The organism is Paenibacillus sp. FSL W7-1279 (assembly GCF_037969845.1).
In the GTDB taxonomy this organism is placed as follows: Bacteria; Bacillota; Bacilli; order Paenibacillales; family Paenibacillaceae; genus Paenibacillus_AQ.
The window spans coordinates 1,227,118-1,249,127 of sequence record NZ_CP150215.1 but is presented as its reverse complement, the minus strand read 5'-3'; the positions used below and the strand labels follow the sequence as shown (position 1 = coordinate 1,249,127).

Genomic DNA, 22,010 nt, shown 5'->3' with positions numbered 1-22,010 from the left:
CCCTTGCTCACCTCATTCCAGCACGGTCCAAATATCTAGGGCCGCCAGACGAATTGCCTCAAACTCATGATTCCGGTACGTTCTTAAACGGTCGGTACAAGCCTGGTTCCACAATAACGATGTTCCCGCAACCTTCAGCAAAGAAAGCCCGGTATATTGGGCCGCAAACGACTGCCGATCTCTCAAATGATCCACCAGTTCCAGAATCGTCTCCGGTCTCCAATACGCCTGGTTGGCATTGGCTGCCCGAGCGATCTGTCTGTAGGCGTAATCCAACAGATGCGGATACGTGTCCGCCATTTGAATCACAGGGTCCAACTGCAGGGCAGCCTGATCCGCCTGGTTCCATTCGACAAGCGCCAAATATAACTTGATCACGGCTGGTTTCATGGTTTCTTTGGACTTAAGAGCATCGATCATGCCCGTATATAAAGGAACTAGCATCCGCCTTGCATTGAGAGGTAACGAGGTCAGCTTGTCAATCAATGCCACCAGACGCTGCCGCTCTGGAAGGTCCCTCTCCGGTGCAGCATTCCATTCGGCTTTCGTCTCCGTGTACACCAATTGTGTGCAAACCTTTATGACCTGCTCATTCACCTTCCCGTCACGGCAAGCCACAATGAGGGTATCCATCGCCGCCTTCCATCTGGTGTTATCCTCCAAATCAAGAATCGCTCGGCAGGCGGAAGACGCTACCTTCTCCTCACTTCCATTCACCCAACGGCTCATGGCTTGGAAAGCCTCTTTGGCCACAACGGGATCGGCGTGCCCTGCAATCTCGATAATCAATTGCAAATACCTTGGCCGAGCCTCCGCCGGAAGTCCGCCAGCATACTGGTTAAGCAGGCTTCTTGCGATATCACGCTGCGGTGAAGCAGCCATGGCACGCATCAGAGTCCAGCTGCGTTCATCATCAAGCCATTGTCTGGCAGCGTGTCCTATGGCGATCATCACGTCTTTGTGTACATTCGGTTTCTCGTATTCACGGATGAGCAGCGCCATGCCCTCACTGCTTTTATAAGCCCCAAGCAATCGGATAGCCTCTTTTCTGACCGTGATTTTCAATTTCTCGCGGTTCAGTAGGTCCGACAGCATGGATGTCAACATCACCGGGCTCACCCTGCGCATGCATCTGGGGATCGAGTACATGGCCACCCGAGCACGGTCCCCATCCAGGTTGTCCAATAATACAGGCAGTGCCTTCTCCGGCTCTTCCCATAACGAATAGGCGTAGAGCGCAGCCTCGACGACATGCACTGCCTGAACCTGCAGCAGAATCTCCAGTTGATCGGAGAGATAATCCGGCATGACGGCCAAGCTCCGCATCGCAGCCGCACGTTCATGGAAACTTCGTTTGGCATCCAAGGCCACCCGTTCCAAGAGGGAAGCTAGTGCCTTTTGCTGACGCGGCAGCCACCGGTGAAACCCATTATGGGCAGGCACAACATAAATCGTTTTTCCCGATAAATGCTTGCCATCGATGATTTTCCCCGAGATGAACGGGTCTAACCACTCTTGGCGCTTCAGATGCAGATGCATAAATACGTCATGGAAAGAGATGAAGGATGGGTCCCTGTCCAGCAGTTCTCTAACCCTTGCATCCCGGGTTTTATACGGTGCCAGCCAATAATGGACAGCCTGCGGCGATACCGTTTTGGCCTCCAGCAACTCCTCCAGCAGAAGCTGAAGCTTCGGCAACCGATCCACGGCCTTTCCGAACAAATCAGCCATACGCAGGACCACATTTGTGTTTTCTCGCTTGTTCGCTTCTACACCAAAGGCATAAACTTCATCGAACAATGCTTCCAGTGCAGTATTTGGTATGCTATCCCAATCCATCGAGAAGAGCGCAAACTGACCGTCCCGCATCGTCAATCTTCCAAACGTTCTCAAAGCGAATTTGAACAGCTCGCCCTTCGGCTCCAATGCATGTTCACGCAGGATGGCAAAAGCCAGCTCCTCCGTGGCGGACCTTGTCCCGTACGAAGTGTCCCTGGCTTCCACCACGCTATCCACCAGCACAGTCAGATCGTTCACATGCTCTTCCTTAAACATGGGAGCAGGACAGTTTGAGAGCTCGGCCATAACAGCCCAGCGCACCGGATCCTGGTCGTTCTTGATTCGAGTCAGGAAGCGCAGCGTCTCATCCATTCCGCTTCGGGATAGAGCTGTACTCCGAACGAGGTGGGCATAGGCCGCAGCACGTTCATCGCTATTAGACACCTGGACGGCTTGCTCCAGCTTCTCCCTGGCGTTACCAATGAAACGGCGCGCCGTCGTTTTGAGCATGTCATCCCGATGATCACGAATGTCGCGCAGCTCCAGCATCCGGGCAGCTTCCTTGTCGCGCAGTCGGTGCGGCAGTACATCCAGCAGCGGCATAGGGAAAATGCGTGTCTTCCGCTCGTCTTCCTTATAAGCGGCATCAAACATTGCTTCGCGATAAGACGGCGCAAGGGTATCCAGCACCTTGGCTAGATGCTCAGGCTGATCTGCGAGTAATGCAGCCAGCGTGGTCCACTGCGCTGTGGTAAACCATTTTCTCTTCTTCAACACGCCTGCCGGAACACCGTGATTCAGAAGATATTCCCGTGTGTCCTCACGTGTCAGCAGCTCGAATACGTCCTCAGGGCTGGCCTGAATCAGAATGCCCAATTGCTGCTTGAGTACGGGATGAATCATATCCGTCGGCCCAAGCTTCAGGGCACATTCCAACACGATTGCCGGTCTTGAAACACTCAGTACCTCAATCGCGGAAGAGAGCGTCCACCATACACTGGCCTTTTCCCGATGCGTTGCGTTCTGCAAAGCATTCTTGAAATACGCTGCAACCAAATCGGGGTAGTGCTTCGTTAAGAGCCGCCAATTGCGTAAAGCATACCCTAGCTCCGGGAGCCTACTGCTTACTGTCTCTTCACTGCACACGGCCAATAATAAAGAAGCTTCTTGTGCGCCCCACTGGCCAAGCACGAGCGGCAGCAGCCGTTCCGCCCAATCCTGACGATATGTATTCACGATGCTCCGCAGCAATTGGTGACGGCAATGATACGACATCAGAGCAATTTCGGATTCAATCGAAAAGTCCGGATCTGTCACCACTTCCGGCAGTAATCTAGCCGCCCGTCCTCTGACCCCTGCCTTCGGATGCTTCAGGGCAAACAAAACCGCACGGGCATCCTTCACTACACCTGCCCCGGTCAATGCCAAATGCGCCTCATAGGCGGTACCGCTGCCGAGCAAGGATACGAGCAGCGCAGAATAATCCGCATCTCCTTTATGCTGGCGCCCCAGAAGCGCCATCCTCTTCATCCTGTCCGAGTAACCCAGCGAATCCAGCTCCATGAGCAATTGCTCTTTGTTCATCAGATCATGGTTATATGTCAATATTTCCTCTCCCCTCATGTTCTTATAACCGATCAAAATTTCTCCGTAATCGATTTGCACAGACTCTCTCCTGGAAGTATATAACTTCTTCATAAGCGAAGGCTACTCCTTTGAACGGCGGAAAACGCTGCATACAAAAAGAGATGCCTCTTCCGGGTCCATTAGCGGCCCTTTGAGTCATCCCTATTAGCTCAAGATGTTTATCCGATTTAGTTATTCCAGTATTGCTTGGCAATCTGTTGACCTTGATCGATTTTTGCCCATTGCTCGGCTTCGCTTAGCTCGTTACCGCCATCGCAGGACGCAAAGCCGCATTGATGCGAGAGCAGCAGACGATCCTTATCAATGATTTTGGATGCTTCGTCCAGCAGACGGATGACGCGTGCTTCATCATCCAGCGTATTGGTTTTGGAAGACAGCAGGCCCAGAACAATCTCCGTTTCCGGTCTGTCCTTGAAAACCTCCAGTGCTTCAATCGAACCCGCACGATCATCATCCCACTCCAGGAAGAAGCGATCATATTTCAACTGCTTCAGGAACAGGTTGGCGATTTTCGCATAAGATCCACCGCCCATGTTGCGAGAATCGTAGTTGCCCCGGCAGTTGTGTGTCCACATTTTCAAGCCGAGGCTATGACCGAAGTCAATCACGGTATTGTTAATCTCAATAAATTCGGTGGCGAGACCCTGCACTTCCGCTTGATTAATATGCTCCCCTGTAAACGGAGAGTTCGGGTTGTCGTCTGCAAACAGCTCCCACAAGCAGTCGTCGAATTGCAGGATTTTGCCGCCTGCCGCAGCGAATTCCGCCACGAATTCTTTATAGGCGCTCACAAGGCCCGCTTTGAGCTCCTGTTTGTTCTGATAAACCGCATCCGTACCGCCAATGTTATCCGACCAGGAAAGTTCACCGTAGATATGGGAAGGCGATGGTACGCAAAGTTTCGTTTGCTGGTCGCCAGCCGTTTCTTGCAGCTGTTTGAACAGCTTAATGAAGTGATGATTCTTTCCGCTCAGTTTGCTAGTAATCCGAAGGCCAATATCTTTGCGTGTTTCATATTTCGAGGTTCCGTCCACATCCCGGAAAAAGTAGCCATGATCAGCAATATAACGCTGGGCTCCGCCAAAGCCCCATACAAAATCCAGATGCCACATCGATTTGGAAAATTCGCCGTCCGTAATAACCGACAGGTTATGCTCGATTTCCTTTTTCACGACCTGTTTGATCGCCTCGGTCTCGCACTCGGCATACCCTTCAAAGTTTTCATAGAACGGATACTGGATATCATCACGATGTTCTATTTGCGTTTTATATTTCAGCAGCTCTTCGGGCCGCAACAAACTTCCTACGATCTGAAACTTATCAGTCATGTACATAACCCCCTCGTTGTATAGCGATATCATATCACGACGAGAGGAGTTATAAGGCATACCAAAATCTCATAACTAGTTATAGCTAAAAGCTATAGCAAGAATAACGGCTGAGATTGTCCAAAAGAAAAAACACAGCCAAGTCGGCCGTGTTTTCCAAAAAGTTATTTGTTCTCATGGAGCGCCGTTGTTTCTCAAGCCTGTCCATTTAATTTCCTCGTTCATCTGCCTCATCAGAATTCTTGCTTCCAAATTCATCAAGCAGCGCACGTACTTCACTTGTTGATTTTGCGTTCATTAAGTTATTTCTAAGTTCACTTGCCCCTCGGAATCCACGGACATAGATTTTGAAGAAGCGGACAAGTGCGCTGAAGGAGCGCCGCATCTGTGCCGAATATTGATCATAGAGATCGAGATGCAGCCGCAGCAGATCAAGCAATTCCTCACTGCTATGATCCCTCGGCTCCTTCTCAAAAGCGAATGGATTATGGAAAATCCCACGCCCAATCATAATGCCATCCACACCGTATTGTTCAGCGAGCTTGAGGCCGGTCTGACGGTCAGGAATATCCCCGTTAATGGTTAGCAGCGTATCGGGCGCCACCTCATCACGAAGCTTCTTAATCTCTGGTATCAGTTCCCAATGCGCGTCGACTTTGCTCATTTCCTCTCTTGTCCGCAGATGAATGGACAGGTTCACAATGTCTTGCTTCAAAATATGGGTCAACCAGTCGCGCCATTCGTCTACAGCCGTGAAACCGAGCCTTGTTTTTACACTGACGGGCAGTCCCCCGGCTTTGGCCGCCTGGATAATATCCGCTGCAATGTCGGGACGGCAGATCAAGCCGCTTCCCTTCCCATTCTCCGCTACATTCGCTACAGGACAACCCATATTAATATCAATGCCTTTAAACCCTTCTTTCGCCATGCCGATACTCATCTGACGAAAGAATTCCGGCTTATCTCCCCAGATATGGGCTACCATCGGCTGTTCATCCTCTGTAAAAGTCAAACGTCCGCGCACACTATGGTTCCCATCCGGGTGACAATAACTCTCGGTATTCGCAAACTCCGTAAAAAACACATCCGGTCTGGCGGCTTCACTTACGACATGGCGAAACACAACATCCGTCACATCTTCCATGGGCGCCAGTATAAAGAAAGGCCGCGGTAAATCACGCCAAAAATGATCTGTCATATCCAATACTCCTCTATAATACATACCAGGACAAATCTTGATCCCGAAATAGGAAATACAACCTGTTCATGTCCTTGCTTTTTCTTCACTTATAGCATATTTAAGCAGCGTATATCAAACGGCAGTATATGTTAATCGCAGACCCTTATTTTATCGCCTTATGCATGGCCGAGACACCGCCGCTATAGCTTTTTACATCTACCTTGGAAAATCCCGCTTCCACAAACATTTGTTTCAGTACGTTTTTATTGGGGAAATGACGGGCCGATTCTTGTAACCATGAGTATTCATCATAACTTTTGGCAATAAACTTTCCAAGCAAGGGCATGATATGGCGTACATAAAAGAGGGAAGCTTGTCTATAGCCGATTAATGTGGGTTGGGATGTTTCTAAACAAACGACTTGTCCGCCTGGCTTCGTTACTCGATACATCTCCCGCAGCACGGTTGAATAGTCGGGTACATTTCTTAAACCAAAACCAATGGTTACATAATCAAATGAATCATCTTCAAAAGGAAGCTCCATGGCATTTCCCTGGATAAGGGTAAGCTGCTTTAAAGCTTGTTGCTCCTGCTTATCTTGTGCTATTTTGAGCATATTTTGGCTAAAATCTAATCCAATGACTTCTCCATGCGTTCCAACAGCATTTGCTAAAGCAATCGCCCAATCCCCGGTTCCCGTGCACACATCTAGAGCTTTACTACCTTCTTTCACATTCATCCGTTTCATAACATCATGGCGCCATGCGATATGTCTCCTAAAAGTGATGACCGAGTTCATCGAGTCGTATTGATCCGATATCTTTTCAAATACCTGATGAACTCTTTCCGACTTTGTTTGTTCAGACATGCCATTCCCTCTCTTCCACAAGTGTTATAATATTCTTTCAACGAAAATGATTTATGCTCATCACGCACGGCGCCGCAGTTCATAAAAATATTGCACAATCGGATGCTTTAGCTTCATCCTATCTGCCATGTTTACAATCCGCTTTTTGCCAACTCGTCTGTCTACCAAGGCTAGAATATTCAATAAGATATCATCGCTCTCCATGCTTTCTTCAATAGAAGTAGATAAGAACTTATTCGCTGTAGCGACAAAATTGGATTTACTTAATGCAGCCTGTGCTGACAAAAGCTCCTTTGCGAGTACGGATACTTTTCTATTTCTTGCAATGACGTTGAGACGATCCTCTGGAACAGTCCCTTTCGTTTCCTTTCTGACGGCTTCCAATTCATCATCGCTGATCGGAATTTGGATATTAGGATCATTCTTAATTTCCAGCTCCGTCTGATACCATCTTATTGAGCTGGTTTTATCACTCATATGAAGTACGTTCTTTTTATCTAACGAAATATAACAAAGCCCTGCTTTATCAGGTAAATAACGATAACCGGTTGCGCGATATTCAACTCTTCCAGCTAATGCAGGACTGAGAAAACTCTCCAGCTGTTGCTTCAATTTACTCCAGGACATGGTTCCTCCTATGTCTTCGAACCCTGAGGGGCGCGGTATCCATCTGCACATCTTATTCAGTATGAATAAACCCCTGCCAAAAAACAACCCGTAACATGTCCCACATATTGAATGGAATATCTGCTTCTCCTCTTTATAGAAAAGAAAATATCGAGTCGATCGCAACCACAAAAAGTACCTGCTCAAAGGAGGAGCAGGTACTTTTTTAGACCGTTATATCTGTGTCCAAGATTCGGGATGCATATATTTAGCTGATAGGGCTAAATCCTAGTATGCTGAATTGAATATTTTATAGCAGCGGGTTCTCATGTTTCGCTTTTAGAATCGACCAGCGCCGCTCCACTTCTTTTTCAAATTCGCCGAGCATGTCTTTGTTTTCTTCCTTGAGCAGATGTCTTGATTTGCCCATGTATTTCAGCCAGTCGCTGAGCGGCACCTGTTTTTTCTTCGCTTCAGGATCGTACGTAATATTCGTTTCTCCCTGCTCGACTTCATACAATGGGAAGAAGTTTGAATTCACGGCCGCGCGGACGATGTTCTCCCCATCCTTGTCGCTCGATTTCCAGTTCAGCGGGCATGTGATCAACAGCTTGCCGTAGACGGTACCTACATTCTGGGCGTACCACTGCGCTTTTGCCGCCTTTTTCACAAGGTCCTGCGGGAATGCTTCCGTCCCTGTGAATACGTACGGAATATGCGCCGCAGCCATCATTTGCACCGTATCCTTGTGATGGAACGCTTTGCCCTGCTGCTGTTTGCCGACACCGGACGTACTGGTCATATGCCCTAATGGCGTAGAATACGAAAGCTGCGCACCGGTGTTCATATAGCCTTCATTATCATATTCCAGAATGATCAGGTTATGGCCCCGCAGCGCCGTCCCGATGGCCGAACCCATCCCGATGTCCATGCCGCCGTCGCCGGTCACCATCACAAAAGTGAAATCCTCAGGAACTTCGATTTCCCCGCGGCGTTTCTTCTCAAGGAACGCCTCTACCGTGCCGGATAAAGTAGCCGGTCCGTTCTGGAACAAGTTATGAATGAAGCTCTGCTTATGCGAGTTATACGGATACCCCGTTGTTGTGATATATGCGCAGCCGGTATGGAATAAAGTAACGACATGGCCTTCAATCCCTTTGAAAAAGAGCTCCAGCGCCGGGAAAATACCGCAGCCCGGGCAGGCTCCGTGGCCGGAAGCAAACCGTTTCGGTTTCGCCGCAAGCGCCCGCATCGGCGGCACTTTAACGGATAGTTTACTTGTCTCTTCATCTACCCTTACGGTGATCAGGCCAGATTTAAAGCTGTCTCCATTCATCGGGGCAATGACCGGCTGCAGTCTCTGCTCCTCAGCTCCCGGTGTTTGGCCGTAATAATCAAACGGCACTTTGGCATAACCGAGCTCCATAGCCTCAATCGTCAAGGCAAAAAAAGCTTCCGCGTCATCCGCGTAATAGTCTTTCCCGCCAAGTCCAAATATGCGGGACAGCACAATAGGCTGCGGACCACGGATTTCCTGCAGGGCCGCTTTGACCTCATGGGTCAGATTGGCCCCGTGTGCACCATAAGAATCGGCACGTTCGCCAACCAGCAGCGCTTTGACACCTGTCAGCGCCTCGCGGATTTCTCTTGCCGGGAACGGACGGAGAATATTCGGGCTGATTATGCCCGCTTTAATTCCTTTCGCCCGCAGCCGATCCACGACGTCTTTGGAGGATTCAGCCGCCGAATTGAGCAGGAATAAAGCCACCTCTGCGTCTTCCATGCGATACAGATCAAGCGGCGAATAGGATCTTCCGGATAAAGCTGCGTATTCCTCTGCCACTTCCTTGAATACCTTGCCCGCACGGTACATGGCGTTTGACTGTTGGTAGTGGTTGTTCATCAAATCGTCGCCGTTCATATAAGCCCCAACAACGATCGGGTTGTTCTCGTCCAGTACATGTGGATATTCAGGTGCCATTTCCCCTACAAACGCCTGAACGATTTCCCGGTTCGTAAATATGTGTACCCGGCGTTTCTGGTGCGATGTGAAGAATCCGTCATAAGCTACAATGACCGGCAGGCGTACGTCTTCATGTTCGGCGATACGCAGCGCCATGATATTCATGTCATACACGGCCTGCGGTGAACGGGCGGTCAAAATCACCCAGCCGGTATTCAGGCCGTAGTAAAGATCCGAATGGTCACCGCGAATATCCAGCGGTCCGCTAACCGCACGCGTCACCAGATTCATGACCATCGGGAAACGTGTGCCCGCCTGCACAGGAAGCTGTTCGATCATATACAGGAAACCGTTCGCGCTGGTAGCATTGAACACCCGTGCTCCGGCTGCGGCCGCACCGTAGCAAATCCCCGCCGATCCATGTTCACCGTCAGCTGGAATCAGCTTGATGTCATGTTCGCCGCGTGTACGCATCATGTCAAGATATTGGGCGATTTCCGTAGAAGGTGTAATCGGAAAATAACCCATAATGTGATAGTTAATCTGGGCAGCCGCCATGGCAGCCATTTCGTTGCCCGATTCGAAGACTGCCGTTTGAGCAGCCGCCGGCTTGTTCTCCGTTGTTGTTTCTTGAATTTGCATATTCATGATCGGACTCCCTCCGCGGTTATATAGGGAAATGATTGCGGCACACGGTGCTGCTCCGCATAATGCGGCTCTTCTAACATGGCAGCTAAAGCGGTGGTCGGACAAGCTTCGATACACTTCAAGCAGCCTTTGCAATACTGATAATCGATACCTCTCATAAACATCTGCATATTCCCGCGCTTATCCGGTTTCTTCTCCCACACGATGCAGAAATCCGGACATACCGTATCGCAGGCGGCACAGTGAATGCAGTCCTCGATCTTGTACTCTGGCAAATATCCCTGCCGGGAGCCGCTAAGATCCTTCAGGACACTGTTCGCCGTAACGTTCAGAATCCCGCCCAGCTCCTGCGTTTCATATCCAAGCATCGGCTGCGGTCTTGCGAAGGAAATTTTGTCTATAAGCTCTGAGCCATTTCCCAAGGAAAGGAACTGAACTTCGTTATATCCTCTGTCAAAAGTCCGCACATTCGGTTCCACGAGGTGGGGCAGCTTTTTCTCAAATGTTGTGCGGATCACCTGCCGCATATCGTCCGGGTTTAGGAAGCTACAAATCCGGAACAAAGCCCCCAGCATGGCCGTATTCACTTTGGTTTTTTCCTCAACGGAAATCTTCAGCGCATCAACTACGGCCAGCGTTCCCTGCGTCATGTTCAGATCAACGGCCACTTCGGATAGGGCTCGCGCCGTATTCACAAGCACCGTTCCATCGGGCTGTAATCCGCTTATGACATCGATCGTCTTATACAATGCTTCATGAAATACACCGACGACATGCGGCTGCTCAATGGGACTGTGATCGCGGATTTCCACCTCGGGATCACAGAACCTTACGAAACTCTTCACGGGCGACCCTTTTTTCTCCGAACCATAGCTGGAAAAATTCGAACCGTTAAGTCCGGAGCCGGTCACCCCGGCTTCGGCCAGCATTTTTCCCGCCAGATTGGCGCCAAGCCCGCCGATGGATTCGAGACGAATCTCGAAAAATCCCAGTTCATTCTTTTGAGGTAAAATCGACATGTTCTCTCCTCATTTCTTCTTAGGTCATTAATTCCAGTTTAAAAGAAGAAGAGGACCGGGTTTGTGATTATACTCACAACTCAAAAAAATTGTGATTCCAATCACTATGTCGGTTGTGGGAGCGAAGTATACTGTCTTCAACAGTCCAATTGCGAGGCAATTTTATACTGACCTTTAGGCAAAAAATCACGAAATTGGAGGAGAAAATAATGAATAACAACGCCCAAGAGACCTTAGAGCATCAGCCGTCCATGTTCTGCTTTCAATGTCAGGAAGCATCCAAGGGAACAGGCTGCACCATTGTCGGAGTATGCGGCAAACCGCATGATGTGGCAAACCTGCAGGATTTGCTGATTTATCTGTTAAAAGGTATCTCTTTTCTCAGTCTGGATGTCCGGCTGCCGGAGGAGCTTGAACAGCGCGTATCACTGTTTATGATGGACTCCTTGTTTGCAACGATTACGAACGCCAACTTTGACCGCGAGGTTTTTGTGGGAAGAATCCGGGAAGCGATCGAGCTCCGCGGCGAGGTGCGCACCTATTATAACGAACAATATCCGGAAGGAACCGCCAATCTCCCTGATGCTGCCGTCTGGCAGGCGGATAACGAAGCTGCTTTTGATGAAAAAGCACGTACGGTGGGTGTCCTCTCGACCCGCAATGAAGACATCCGCTCGCTGCGCGAATTGATTACTTACGGCTTGAAGGGGATGGCTGCTTATACGTACCACGCGCTTCATCTGGAGAAGGATGATAACGAATTAAACCGTTTTATGCGCCGCGCACTTGCCGCCACCCTTGACGACAGCCTTGAAGTGCAGGATCTGGTAACTCTGACGATGGAAACCGGTAAATACGGCGTAAACGCCATGGCGATGCTGGATGAAGCGAACACCTCGGTTTATGGAAATCCGGAAATTACGAAGGTCAATATCGGGGTAAGAAACCGGCCCGGCATTCTCATCAGCGGCCATGATCTGAAGGATTTGGAGGAGCTGCTGAAGCAGACGGAAGGAACCGGCGTGGACGTGTACACGCACAGTGAAATGCTGCCTGCCCACTATTATCCGGCCTTCAAGAAATATGAGCATTTTGTAGGCAATTACGGGAATGCGTGGTGGAAGCAGAATAGCGAATTCGCAGCCTTTAACGGCCCGATATTAATGACGACCAACTGTATCGTTCCACCGAAAGACAGTTATAAGGACCGTATCTATACAACAGGCAACACGGGGTTTCCGGGTGTCCGCCATATTCCAGAAGGAACAGACGGTGCTCCCAAAGACTTCTCCGCACTGATCGAGCAAGCGAAAGGATACCCAGCTCCAACCGAACTTGAGACTGGTGAGATCATCGGCGGTTTCGCTCATGCCGCAGTGATGAACGTGGCCGATCAAGTCGTCGATGCCGTGAAATCCGGGGCGATCCGCCGTTTCTTCGTCATGGCCGGCTGCGACGGACGGATGAAATCCCGCAACTATTACACCGATTTTGCAGCTGAGCTTCCAACAGACACGGTCATTCTAACGGCAGGCTGTGCCAAATACAAATACAATAAACTAGATCTAGGTGAAATCGGCGGTATTCCGCGGGTCCTGGACGCTGGTCAATGCAATGATTCTTACTCCCTGGTCGTGATTGCATTGAAGCTGAAGGAAATATTCGGCCTTGAGGATATTAATGATCTGCCGATTTCCTATAACATTGCCTGGTATGAGCAAAAAGCGGTGATCGTGCTGCTTGCCCTGCTATATCTTGGCGTCAAAAATATTCATCTGGGCCCTACGCTCCCTGCATTCCTGTCGCCTAACGTTGCCAAAGTCCTCGTCGAAAACTTCGGGATCGGCGGCATTACCAATGTGGAAGATGATATGAACATGTTCCTTGGCGCCTAATTAGTAGTCGAAGAAAACCTGATAAAGAAAAAAGGGCATGGGTTATGCAAGCAATGATCTGCTTGGTAGCTCATGCCCTTTCAATTAAATAAGTCGCTTCCACTCAACAAGGAAATCCTTCCACGTCGCTATTTTTCAATTCACCTATCAATGAAACACCTTAATTCTTACCACCATAGCCCTTGTAAGTAGCATAAACTGCATCTGCATATTGATCTGCCAGAATAGGACGGCCATAAGAATCCGTAGCTCCCGGATACCAGTTATCTCCACCGTTGTAATGCAATAATCCGTTGTAGATATTTCCAAACTTCGTAATCTTCTCATTTAAAATTAACGCACCCAGATATACCTGATCTTGTTCACTGCTATGATTATACGCACGGCCAAATTTTGAGCTGAATTGAGATAAATACGCATTGCGTGTGTTTGGTTCTACCTGCATCAATCCGTCGCCGGCCGATGGACTACCTGGTAAACCTGCTCCAAAGCTGCTTTCCTTTTTGATAACAGCACTTAACAATAAAGCAAAATCTCCGCCTTTCCCATAGGCATTGTCCGCATTCATGACATATGTCCATATATGGCTTGGAACCTCGGCAGGCTTAGTTACTGTAGGAGGTGGTGAACCCGTATAAATCTTGACCGATGACATTTTGTCATTGATCGTGCTGCCAACCCAGGAAGAATCTGAAGTAAAGGTCCACTTGGTTCCTCCAAAATTATCATTCTCATATACTTCAACCGTCCAACCGCTTGGAACCTTAAGAGACGACATCCAGTCATTCGGAATTCCGTTTGCGTTCAACTGAGACAGTGTATAATTGCCTATCCCGAGTGTCACTGCTTTTCCTCCATAGTTTATATCTGCATAGAATGTTACTCCGTTCGTTGTCGGTGGAGTGGTTGGTGGCGTAGTTCCACCGCTTCCGCCTTTCTGCCATAAAGCAGGAACATTGGACGGTTCCCAACCTACGAGAGAAGTATGTGCCTGAAGACAGGTATAAGTGCTTCCACTATAGGTTACTGTGTCATTTACTGCATATGCGGTATTTGGAGCCCATGCTCCTCTAGCGGCTGCGTTTACTGACGGTAAGGCTGCGCAAAATGTGGATAGAAATACTGCTAAAACTACCAAAAGTGATAAGGGCTTAAAAGGAAACCTTTTATTAGTCATTTTCAAACCTCCTTGTCTCTTTATTTATCTGTAGCGCTCCCATGAGACATGCCACAGGTTTTTGTTGTACTATTATCTTACTTTATTTCCATTTTCTAAATTAATTCCACAAAAACAGAAGAAAGACTATGGAAAAATGAAGGGGGAAGGATTCAATAAAAAAACCGAGGAAACACAGGAGTGGCTACCTGAATTTCGCCCGGCTTGTAACACAACTTTAGGCTTTAACACGACCATAGGCTTTGAGATGACTTTAATTGCGTTCTACACCTAATGCACTAACAATGCGCAGCACTCCACATGGGACGAGTTGACAGTGATAACAAATTACAGGAGCCTATTCGCCCCTGCATATCAAAATTCTCCGTTCTATCAACCCTTTAGTCATATGTAGATAGATAGTCCGTTCAATAATTGACGGGGTGTATCAAAATTTAACCCACCTTACCACTGCCTATAGACTAGTACCAGTCCCGCGCCAATAATTATTATCATGACGACAACGGGTAATGTTGTTAGGGTAATTCCCGCTATCGCCATACCTCTTCCTTTAGAAGATTTTCTTGCAATAATACCTAAGAAAAAACCTACAACACTAAGTATAAAAGCAAAGAGAATTGTGGCCATAGTACCTGTCGAAGGCATGTAGCTGTACTCGGAATCAAAGCCCAACTTTAACATTCCTACTATGAAAAATAATATTCCGAATATACCGAATATTAATGATACTACAGCTTGCCCTAGTCTATCCTTTGGCTGATTCTTCATGGCGGCTTTTGTTGTTTTACTCGTGTTACCAGAAGGACCATCCGCTCCCCCCACTTTATTGATTGCTGTCCTGTTTACTTGAGGACTAGCCGCCCTAGATTTACTGCTAACGGTCCTGTTAGCTTGGGCGGGCGTTGTCCTATTGGGCTGATTGAATGCAGTAGTTCTAGTGTCCTGTTTCACTTCTTTTGACCCCCTTCTGATATGTGTATGTAGTTATTTAGAACTATTCGACAAAACTTTCCAATATCCTCTTTACAATCGGAGCGACCACGATAGCAGACAGGGTATCGTGAAGAGATAATTCGACAAATAGATGGAGAAGTAGTTGCACGGGAATTTTTTGATATGCTTTAGTAATAAAACAGAAAGAGCCCAAGGGCTTCGCCTTAGGCTTTCCTGATTAACAGTGCGCAACATTCCATATGCCCTATATTTCCATAGGATTAACTCTGTCGCACGTATTTTCCTGAACCTTTGTATTTATTGGTCTTTGTATTCCAGGTGAATATTCCCTCTGCCAGATCCCAGCCGCCTTCGATTCTGTGGTTCTTCCAGTACTGATGTACTTTACCTTTTGAATCAATGTAAACTCCCTGATCCCCCATTAATTGAAGAGCTTTACTCAAGGTCCCATGCTGAAGTCGATATACATAGAGTTGTGTATTTGAGGGGAAATAAGAGTACGTAACAGCCACATGTTTCTCATTCTTCGATACGGCAAACACTTGGATCGTCGGTGGTTCAAAGCTTTCATCACTTACAATGCCAGTATTAATCAAAACAACATGTCCCTTTGCGTTAATCAGATAAAAATTACCTGACTCAGTGAGTATAAACGATTCTTTTTTCTTGTCATTGTTAATGTCATCGGTTTTGACGATCTTAACTACTTCATTAGGATACTTTGCAGCAAGGCTGTCCTTCGGTTTCTTTACTGCAGCAGAGACATCACCCGTAAACGCAAAGAAAACTGCGAAGCTGAGCAATAATGCCATTGTAGAGAATTTGCCTTTCATAAATAAGCCCTCATTTCCTGTGCTAACATATCATAAATAGACCCTAAGCTAAATAACCTTTCATTATTGACTTTAACTCTAGCAGTGCAATACTTTCATCCTCATAGTTAATAGCGTAAACAAGCAATCTTTTATCTGATCGCCCCTCTACATACCATGACTCCAACGGTGAGTCATCTGTCCGATTGATTCCATCGTGATTAGGATAGAGCAAAATAACAGTCTCAACATGCTCATAGCGAGTCAGATAGGCATACATCTGATAAAAGTCTTCCCTTTTCACACCATGGCGACTATACGAGCTATCAATCACTTTCCACTTTGTATCTATAATCATAGACGGGCCATGGGTTCCAGAGATCAATAAGTCAGGTTCTAATTGAAAAACACCTCGATCAGTACTCTCCTTGATTAACAGTTTATACGAACGATCTTTTATAACAACATGAGATGTTAACTTTCGGACCAGATGCGCTATGTAACTTTCAAACAGGTCATTCATCTTAAATAAAATTGAACTTGCGGCTTTATTTCCTTTTTGTGGTGTTGGAGCAGACTGTGACAATAAGAGCATGGCAAGTCGATAGCACGCTTCGTATCTACGATTGTTACGATCAAAATAAATAACCGAACGGAAAATTCTCTGGTCAATGGAATCAGTCACTTCATCTAGATACATCATGGCGTGACCAGCCCGTTTACGAGTATTCAATTGATTCGACTGCATCATAATCTTTCTTAGTGCAGCTTTCAGAATTCGATTCAGTATGTGATCAGGATGGAATTCATCAAAAATACAACTAACTGCTGTCGATTTAAGATGAGCACGCTTCATTTGTGAGGTTGTATCAATTCTACCTCGCACAGTGTTCAGTTCATCTTGCTGAGTAATGTACGTTCGAAGAACCCCTCGTGTTAGCTCTCTAAGAACCTTTTCTGTAAAAAGCGAGGCAAGAATTTCAAACAAGTTCATTTTTTCATATTCAATTTGCCCAATCTGGCTCTCGTGAATATCTAGGTGACCTGTTCGTTCCAGCATATGCAATAGTACCCGTCGTGATTGTGAGGGTTCATTGCTAGATACTTTCGGAAGGATTTCAATAGAGCAAGATGATAATTGAATGAAGCCAACATAATTAATGAAAGTAACACTCTTCCTTGATATTCGGATCAGATCCTGATCCAAACGATTCATTGATATATAACTGGATAGTTCATCCGCCTGTAATGTAGATAAGGCATCGCTATCATAATCGGATATGGGAATTGAACCGTAGTATTCCGTTACAGCAAAATGCTTCATTCGACTGCTTCCTGCTTATCAGCATTTCCATTCTGTTTATAAATGCGAGTCAATGCCTTCAGTGTTGGATTCGTTTGTACGACATAACGAGTTTTCTCATACTCTGGCAGTTTAGATGTGTGGACAAATAATTGCTTAGCAGAGACTGTTTTCTTTATAAGCAAAAAATCCGTATCCTTTTCGTTCTTTCCGGCTCCACCTAACACAAGCTCAATAGATTCCCAGTTATCATAAAAATACTCCTGCAACAATGGAATGATTCTTTGTTGCATTACGCTAATATAGAAGTCTAGTGTTGGTTCCTCAGTAATAAAGTAAGCATGTCCAATAACATGATCTCGATCATATAAATATTCGATTCGGTCGTTCAACGTTTGAAGCAGATGTCGTACATCCAAGCCTTCAACATCTGATGGCAGCAAATCATAAGCGGGTATCATCTCGATAAATTCAAACCGTCTTCGAAGTGCAGTATCAAGCAATGCGATGGAACGATCGGCCGTATTCATTGTACCAAGAATATGAACATTAGAAGGAACGGTGAATTTGGAGCCTGAATAAGGCAATGTAACGGATATTTCATTTTTTTGTCCTAGGCGCTTATCCGGTTCAATAAGCGTAATTAGTTCACCAAATATTTTAGAAATATTACCACGGTTTATCTCATCAATCACGATAACAAACTGGGATTCACCAGTTCCCTGTTCATTTCTGCCGGTAATTAACTCTCGAAGGCTCCCAATATTCAAATTTTCCTTTGCCAGCATATAAATCGCCTGCTGTGAAAATATCTTATCAATCAGAATCCGATCTACTGGAACGATGTCAGCATCATCTTTACTGACCCATAGCCACTCTACGCTCCGAAAGTGATGATATTCAATGACTCCTGCCTCGTCATATTCATATTCGCCAGTGACCTTCCCGATCGCTCGAGCTTTAATGTTACCGTTGGAAACGATAACGATATCGTCAATATCAATTCCATGTTTGAACCGGTCAACCGCATCTATGCCAAATTTCCTTTCATCATTAGCAAACTCAAAATATTTTTCACGAATTTCGTCCTTATTGCTGCACAGACTATAATCAACTTGATTCCCCCAACCCATAGCAATCTGATTGTTCTGTATGCAATAATCATAAATATCATCATTGGCATCCTTCGTGTTACCCAACGATATTTTATGAAAATTCGTAGTGCTTAGATCAAAATCATATGTATGCCTTCTATTGGTTACTACAGCTCTAGCTGCATTACAAATTCGCTTGAACACGCCATCCCGGACCTCATATCCTTCGGATTCCTTCACAAAACGAATACCTTCTACGAAGTCCTCGTAGCTGTATGACTGATGAAATGTACAAAACACGACTTGATTGCTTTCAATGTACCGGTTATACAATTGAACAGCCTCATCACGTCTTGCTGGATCAGTAATTAAATCAGAATCTACATCTGGATTAAGAATTTTTAATGCTTGAGTAATAACACTGTAGGTCTTTCCAGTACCGGGAGGGCCATAAAGGATCCGGTTTTTTGCAACAGTTTTATTCATATCGTCAGACTTACCTCCAATCCAATTAAATTCATTATTTATATCCGTTGACTTTACCTTTGTTAAAAGATCAAGTAATACTTCATCACTATCTTTTTGCCAAGCCACTCCGTTTGGACGATCATCTTTATAGTGAACCATGGTTATATCCGAAATTCTAGCACTGGAAAAGTGACGGTGAAGCATTCTCATGCCAGCTTTCTTAGCGGCATCCAACCTGCCGTTAATATCAGCCGATTCAACCTCCTTGTGATGATCTAAAAGCTTAACTCCATAATGGTTCTCGCTATATTTAAAGGTCAAGATGTAATAGCGAGTCTCTTTTCCTTTAACATATACTTGATTTGCAACACTGTTCTTAATCCTTTGGTTTATCTCATCTATTATCATTCCTCTATTACCTCTTTCAAGTGCGATATCATAGCTATAAATAATATAAAACTATCCTTGCGATAGGTTGGTTACGAAAATTGAGCAATGGCTTTACATCCTGAACAGTTATTTCCCCTTCCCAGCACTCCCCGCCTTTTCCACATGCTCAGCCCGAATCTTCGGATCAGTGATGTTCGCCTCAATCAAGGATTGATAGATTTTCTGAATATCAGATTCCGATAAAACGGTATCCACCTTCTCCGCTTGAATCCGATTCATCTTGCGCTGAATATATTCGGAAAGCTCAACATCGTACACAATCAGTTCGTCCGATTGGATTTTTCTCAGCTCCGGATCTACGCTGAATCTACAGCGCATCGTAAAGGAAACCAGTGAGATGAACCGACTCTTTTGGTAGTCAGGGAGCAAACCTTTAATCGCTTGAATATGGCCGTAATTTTGCATAAAGGGATTATACATTTTAAACCGGTTACTTACCGTCCATGACTTATTCTCTCTTGTTCCCTTAATCTCTCCCGTATAGTTCTTCGTCTCGATGACAAACAATCCTTGCGACGTAATTACCACATGGTCGATCTGCGAGTAACCCGTACGGGACTTCGAATTCGTCACCATTAAATCACTTACATACTTACTTCCCTTGGGGAGTTGATCAAGTTGAATATTAATCTTATGCTCACCCAGTTCACCAATACGAGTAGGTTGAACCTTTGGTTTGGCGTTGTTTCCTGATGTTTTAGCTTTATTCCTTTGTTGAGGCGACTTTTTCTTGGGCTTATCAGAAGATTTGAACAAGGACTTTAATTTTTCAAACATAAGAAAGCTCCGTTCTACATGTAATGGTGATTCATCCGATCCATCTCTTAAGAGGCGATGTACTCCTCTGCATACTCTCATTCAGTAGAGTTAATTACTAGCTGCGTTCTCCCCTTTATTTTAGAGTGCCTCCCTAATCATACTACAAAGTTATTGACCCATCGTATATTTATACATTAACTTACTTATATAAGTCATTTCCCTAAATATGGAATGTGGATCTGGAGGCGAGTATCTTTGGTACCTACAGACAGAACGATCAGTATGGAGCTATTACGTTACTTGGAGAAGGAAAAACTCAGTATTTCCTCTTTTGCAATTAAATCGGGAATCAATTCGGGAACCCTCAGCCGCTTTATCAATGGGAACCAGCCGCTCTCTGTTTCAAGTCTTGATTTAATTACGAAAGCCATGAATCTGGAAGAAGGCTATTTTTACTCTCTATATGTAAATGAGTCAACTCCGAACTGGAGGCGACTTGGCCCTTTTATCATGCGATGTGCCGAGCTAGGGAAACTCTACTGCATCGATCAGGCTGTTGATTTGATCATCGATAACCCAGCTTATTCATCCCTACTCTTTGATAGCGCTGAAGCCCTATTTCACAAGGGAAATCGGGAAGCTGCTCTGATCATATACAAAAAAGTCGCCGAAAGTGAAAAACACCAGCATGCTGAACGATTGGGTTTGTGTCATTACAGAATATTTACTTGCTCCCTAAACTCGGATCAGGAACATAATCTGAACTGTGCCATACAATTTGAAGCTTATGTCAAGCGACTTCCTGAAGGAGTACAATTAGATGCTTTAAAAGATTTAACTAACACGTTGTTGTCCTTAAATAAAAGGAATAAAGCAAAGTACTATGCTCAGGAAATGGGACGCATCTCCAGAATGCTGTACGCACAAAAACATAATAGAAACAGACCTCATAGGAAACCTATAGAGCCAGCCAAACCGTTGTTTGGGTATATTTTATACTCCGATCTGCTGTTAGGCTCCATAGCTGCAGATAATGATGATTATGATCAAGCCCTTTATTATTTATCCTGTTATGAGGATCAAAGCTGGATTAAAGAATCAGATGAAGCTGCCGAACGTACCAAGGAACAATTCAGGGAATGGGCTAGAGGCAACCGTTATCTATATGAACTAATGAAAGGTAACATAGAAGTACTTGAACCATACATCGAGTATATCTCTTCCAGGGAGAACGAAATACTAAGAGCTTTATTTAAAATCATTCAAGCAGCTAACATGTATCGTTTTGAAATTGACGAATATCTCGATAAATTTGAGAATCTGATCAGGGATCATCTCAAGCGACGAGAACCAGTTGGCAGTTATACCGAACATATAATGGATGAACGTTTTGCTAATTTCCTTACCGATGTCGGTATGTATTATTTACGGAAGGATAACATTCAAAAAGGCTCAAAATATATACTGGATAGTTTAGAATTCTCTTATACCAACAATAATGCAATCAACATTGTAAGATGCTGCACAACCATGGAGCATATACAATCTAAGCTGGATCATGACGATCTACAAAGGTATGCTAAAATACGAGAAAAGCTAAAAGTTAGCGGTACTCTTATCCATCCTTAGATTCGCAGGGCCCTTGTGTTAAGGAAACTTAACTGCAGCAGCAGGCTCTCAATATGGGCTTAACATCTATTCGCTAGTGGAGTGATCGGATATCAGTGAATTAGAGAACGGAGAAAAGAGCCCAGGCTGATCGCTGCATTAGCCTGGGCTCTTCATTGTACTCGTTATTAGAGATTCCTTCCTCACATAGGAAAACCCAGTGATTATTAGAGTTCTCAATAGCATCAAACATAGTGAAGGAAATAAGATGATTGAATCAATGAGCTCATCTGTATCTAATGTGTATTTTATCTGGGAGATCCGGAAGAACTTGATGATTTTCAAGCTCAAATCTATCTACATCAGGATATCTTTCTTGAACGCAATTATTGGACTCACTGACATCCATCGCATTGACCCCTCTTATGATCAATTACTCGTAACCAAATGTC

The 22,010-nt window shown here is 45.7% G+C and carries 15 protein-coding genes; 2 read left to right on the top strand and 13 right to left on the bottom strand.

All coding sequences use genetic code 11. The annotated features are described in order from the left end of the window. Positions 1-12 precede the first annotated feature (12 nt). The 7 genes from MKY82_RS05280 to MKY82_RS05250 all read right to left on the bottom strand — a co-directional run bounded on the left by MKY82_RS05280 (position 13) and on the right by MKY82_RS05250 (position 11,038). Complete coding sequence (locus MKY82_RS05280) at positions 13-3,477, bottom strand: HEAT repeat domain-containing protein (RefSeq protein ID WP_339295660.1); 3,465 nt, start codon at positions 3,475-3,477, stop codon at positions 13-15. A 116-nt stretch (positions 3,478-3,593) separates the two neighbouring features. Further along, positions 3,594-4,754 carry a cobalamin-independent methionine synthase II family protein gene (locus MKY82_RS05275; RefSeq protein WP_339295659.1) on the bottom strand — a complete coding sequence of 387 codons (1,161 nt, stop codon included), beginning with the start codon at positions 4,752-4,754 and terminating at the stop codon, positions 3,594-3,596. 208 nt (positions 4,755-4,962) lie between these two features. After that, positions 4,963-5,952, bottom strand: coding sequence for a tRNA-dihydrouridine synthase (locus MKY82_RS05270; RefSeq protein ID WP_339295658.1), 990 nt, complete (start codon positions 5,950-5,952; stop codon positions 4,963-4,965). A gap of 145 nt (positions 5,953-6,097) precedes the next feature. Then, a complete protein-coding gene (locus MKY82_RS05265) occupies positions 6,098-6,802 on the bottom strand; it encodes a demethylmenaquinone methyltransferase (protein ID WP_339295657.1) in 705 nt (234 codons plus the stop codon). Between the two features lie 60 nt (positions 6,803-6,862). After that, complete coding sequence (locus MKY82_RS05260; protein WP_194541044.1) at positions 6,863-7,429, bottom strand: hypothetical protein; 567 nt, start codon at positions 7,427-7,429, stop codon at positions 6,863-6,865. A 289-nt stretch (positions 7,430-7,718) separates the two neighbouring features. Then, positions 7,719-10,013, bottom strand: a complete 2,295-nt coding sequence (locus tag MKY82_RS05255) for a thiamine pyrophosphate-dependent enzyme (RefSeq protein ID WP_339296636.1) — start codon at positions 10,011-10,013, stop codon at positions 7,719-7,721. Between the two features lie 2 nt (positions 10,014-10,015). Beyond that, the gene (locus tag MKY82_RS05250; RefSeq protein WP_339295656.1) at positions 10,016-11,038 is read right to left on the bottom strand and encodes a 2-oxoacid:acceptor oxidoreductase family protein; all 1,023 of its coding nucleotides are present in this window, start codon (positions 11,036-11,038) and stop codon (positions 10,016-10,018) included. 209 nt (positions 11,039-11,247) lie between these two features. Here MKY82_RS05250 and hcp point away from each other — a divergent pair, with 209 nt between their 5' ends. Beyond that, on the top strand, positions 11,248-12,933 hold the full coding sequence (hcp, locus tag MKY82_RS05245; RefSeq protein WP_339295655.1) for a hydroxylamine reductase: 1,686 nt from the start codon (positions 11,248-11,250) through the stop codon (positions 12,931-12,933). A gap of 160 nt (positions 12,934-13,093) precedes the next feature. Here the strand turns inward: hcp and MKY82_RS05240 are convergent, their stop codons facing one another. The 6 genes from MKY82_RS05240 to MKY82_RS05215 all read right to left on the bottom strand — a co-directional run bounded on the left by MKY82_RS05240 (position 13,094) and on the right by MKY82_RS05215 (position 19,968). Next, positions 13,094-14,110, bottom strand: coding sequence for a carbohydrate-binding protein (locus tag MKY82_RS05240; RefSeq protein WP_339295654.1), 1,017 nt, complete (start codon positions 14,108-14,110; stop codon positions 13,094-13,096). 444 nt (positions 14,111-14,554) lie between these two features. Next, a complete protein-coding gene (locus MKY82_RS05235; protein WP_339295653.1) occupies positions 14,555-15,061 on the bottom strand; it encodes a DUF4190 domain-containing protein in 507 nt (168 codons plus the stop codon). A gap of 263 nt (positions 15,062-15,324) precedes the next feature. Next, positions 15,325-15,897 (bottom strand): hypothetical protein, encoded by a 573-nt coding sequence (locus MKY82_RS05230; protein ID WP_339295652.1) that lies wholly within the window; start codon positions 15,895-15,897, stop codon positions 15,325-15,327. Between the two features lie 43 nt (positions 15,898-15,940). Then, on the bottom strand, positions 15,941-17,200 hold the full coding sequence (locus MKY82_RS05225; protein WP_339295651.1) for an McrC family protein: 1,260 nt from the start codon (positions 17,198-17,200) through the stop codon (positions 15,941-15,943). Continuing rightward, on the bottom strand, positions 17,197-19,149 hold the full coding sequence (locus tag MKY82_RS05220) for an AAA family ATPase (RefSeq protein WP_339295650.1): 1,953 nt from the start codon (positions 19,147-19,149) through the stop codon (positions 17,197-17,199). The genes MKY82_RS05225 and MKY82_RS05220 overlap by 4 nt, the downstream gene beginning before the upstream one ends. Positions 19,150-19,257: 108 nt before the next feature. Next, a complete protein-coding gene (locus MKY82_RS05215) occupies positions 19,258-19,968 on the bottom strand; it encodes a nuclease-related domain-containing protein (RefSeq protein WP_339295649.1) in 711 nt (236 codons plus the stop codon). 282 nt (positions 19,969-20,250) lie between these two features. Between MKY82_RS05215 and MKY82_RS05210 the strand changes: the two genes are divergently transcribed. Then, complete coding sequence (locus MKY82_RS05210) at positions 20,251-21,579, top strand: helix-turn-helix transcriptional regulator (protein ID WP_339295648.1); 1,329 nt, start codon at positions 20,251-20,253, stop codon at positions 21,577-21,579. Positions 21,580-22,010 lie beyond the last annotated feature (431 nt).

What these genes read in the sequence shown, in the direction of transcription:
- MKY82_RS05280 (WP_339295660.1), bottom strand. Translation starts at nt 3,477, where the DNA reads ATGAAGAAGTTATATACTTCCAGGAGAGAGTCTGTGCAAATCGATTAC.
- MKY82_RS05275 (WP_339295659.1), bottom strand. Translation starts at nt 4,754, where the DNA reads ATGACTGATAAGTTTCAGATCGTAGGAAGTTTGTTGCGGCCCGAAGAG.
- MKY82_RS05270 (WP_339295658.1), bottom strand. Translation starts at nt 5,952, where the DNA reads ATGACAGATCATTTTTGGCGTGATTTACCGCGGCCTTTCTTTATACTG.
- MKY82_RS05265 (WP_339295657.1), bottom strand. Translation starts at nt 6,802, where the DNA reads ATGTCTGAACAAACAAAGTCGGAAAGAGTTCATCAGGTATTTGAAAAG.
- MKY82_RS05260 (WP_194541044.1), bottom strand. Translation starts at nt 7,429, where the DNA reads ATGTCCTGGAGTAAATTGAAGCAACAGCTGGAGAGTTTTCTCAGTCCT.
- MKY82_RS05255 (WP_339296636.1), bottom strand. Translation starts at nt 10,013, where the DNA reads ATGCAAATTCAAGAAACAACAACGGAGAACAAGCCGGCGGCTGCTCAA.
- MKY82_RS05250 (WP_339295656.1), bottom strand. Translation starts at nt 11,038, where the DNA reads ATGTCGATTTTACCTCAAAAGAATGAACTGGGATTTTTCGAGATTCGT.
- hcp (WP_339295655.1), top strand. Translation starts at nt 11,248, where the DNA reads ATGAATAACAACGCCCAAGAGACCTTAGAGCATCAGCCGTCCATGTTC.
- MKY82_RS05240 (WP_339295654.1), bottom strand. Translation starts at nt 14,110, where the DNA reads ATGACTAATAAAAGGTTTCCTTTTAAGCCCTTATCACTTTTGGTAGTT.
- MKY82_RS05230 (WP_339295652.1), bottom strand. Translation starts at nt 15,897, where the DNA reads ATGAAAGGCAAATTCTCTACAATGGCATTATTGCTCAGCTTCGCAGTT.
- MKY82_RS05225 (WP_339295651.1), bottom strand. Translation starts at nt 17,200, where the DNA reads ATGAAGCATTTTGCTGTAACGGAATACTACGGTTCAATTCCCATATCC.
- MKY82_RS05220 (WP_339295650.1), bottom strand. Translation starts at nt 19,149, where the DNA reads ATGATAATAGATGAGATAAACCAAAGGATTAAGAACAGTGTTGCAAAT.
- MKY82_RS05215 (WP_339295649.1), bottom strand. Translation starts at nt 19,968, where the DNA reads ATGTTTGAAAAATTAAAGTCCTTGTTCAAATCTTCTGATAAGCCCAAG.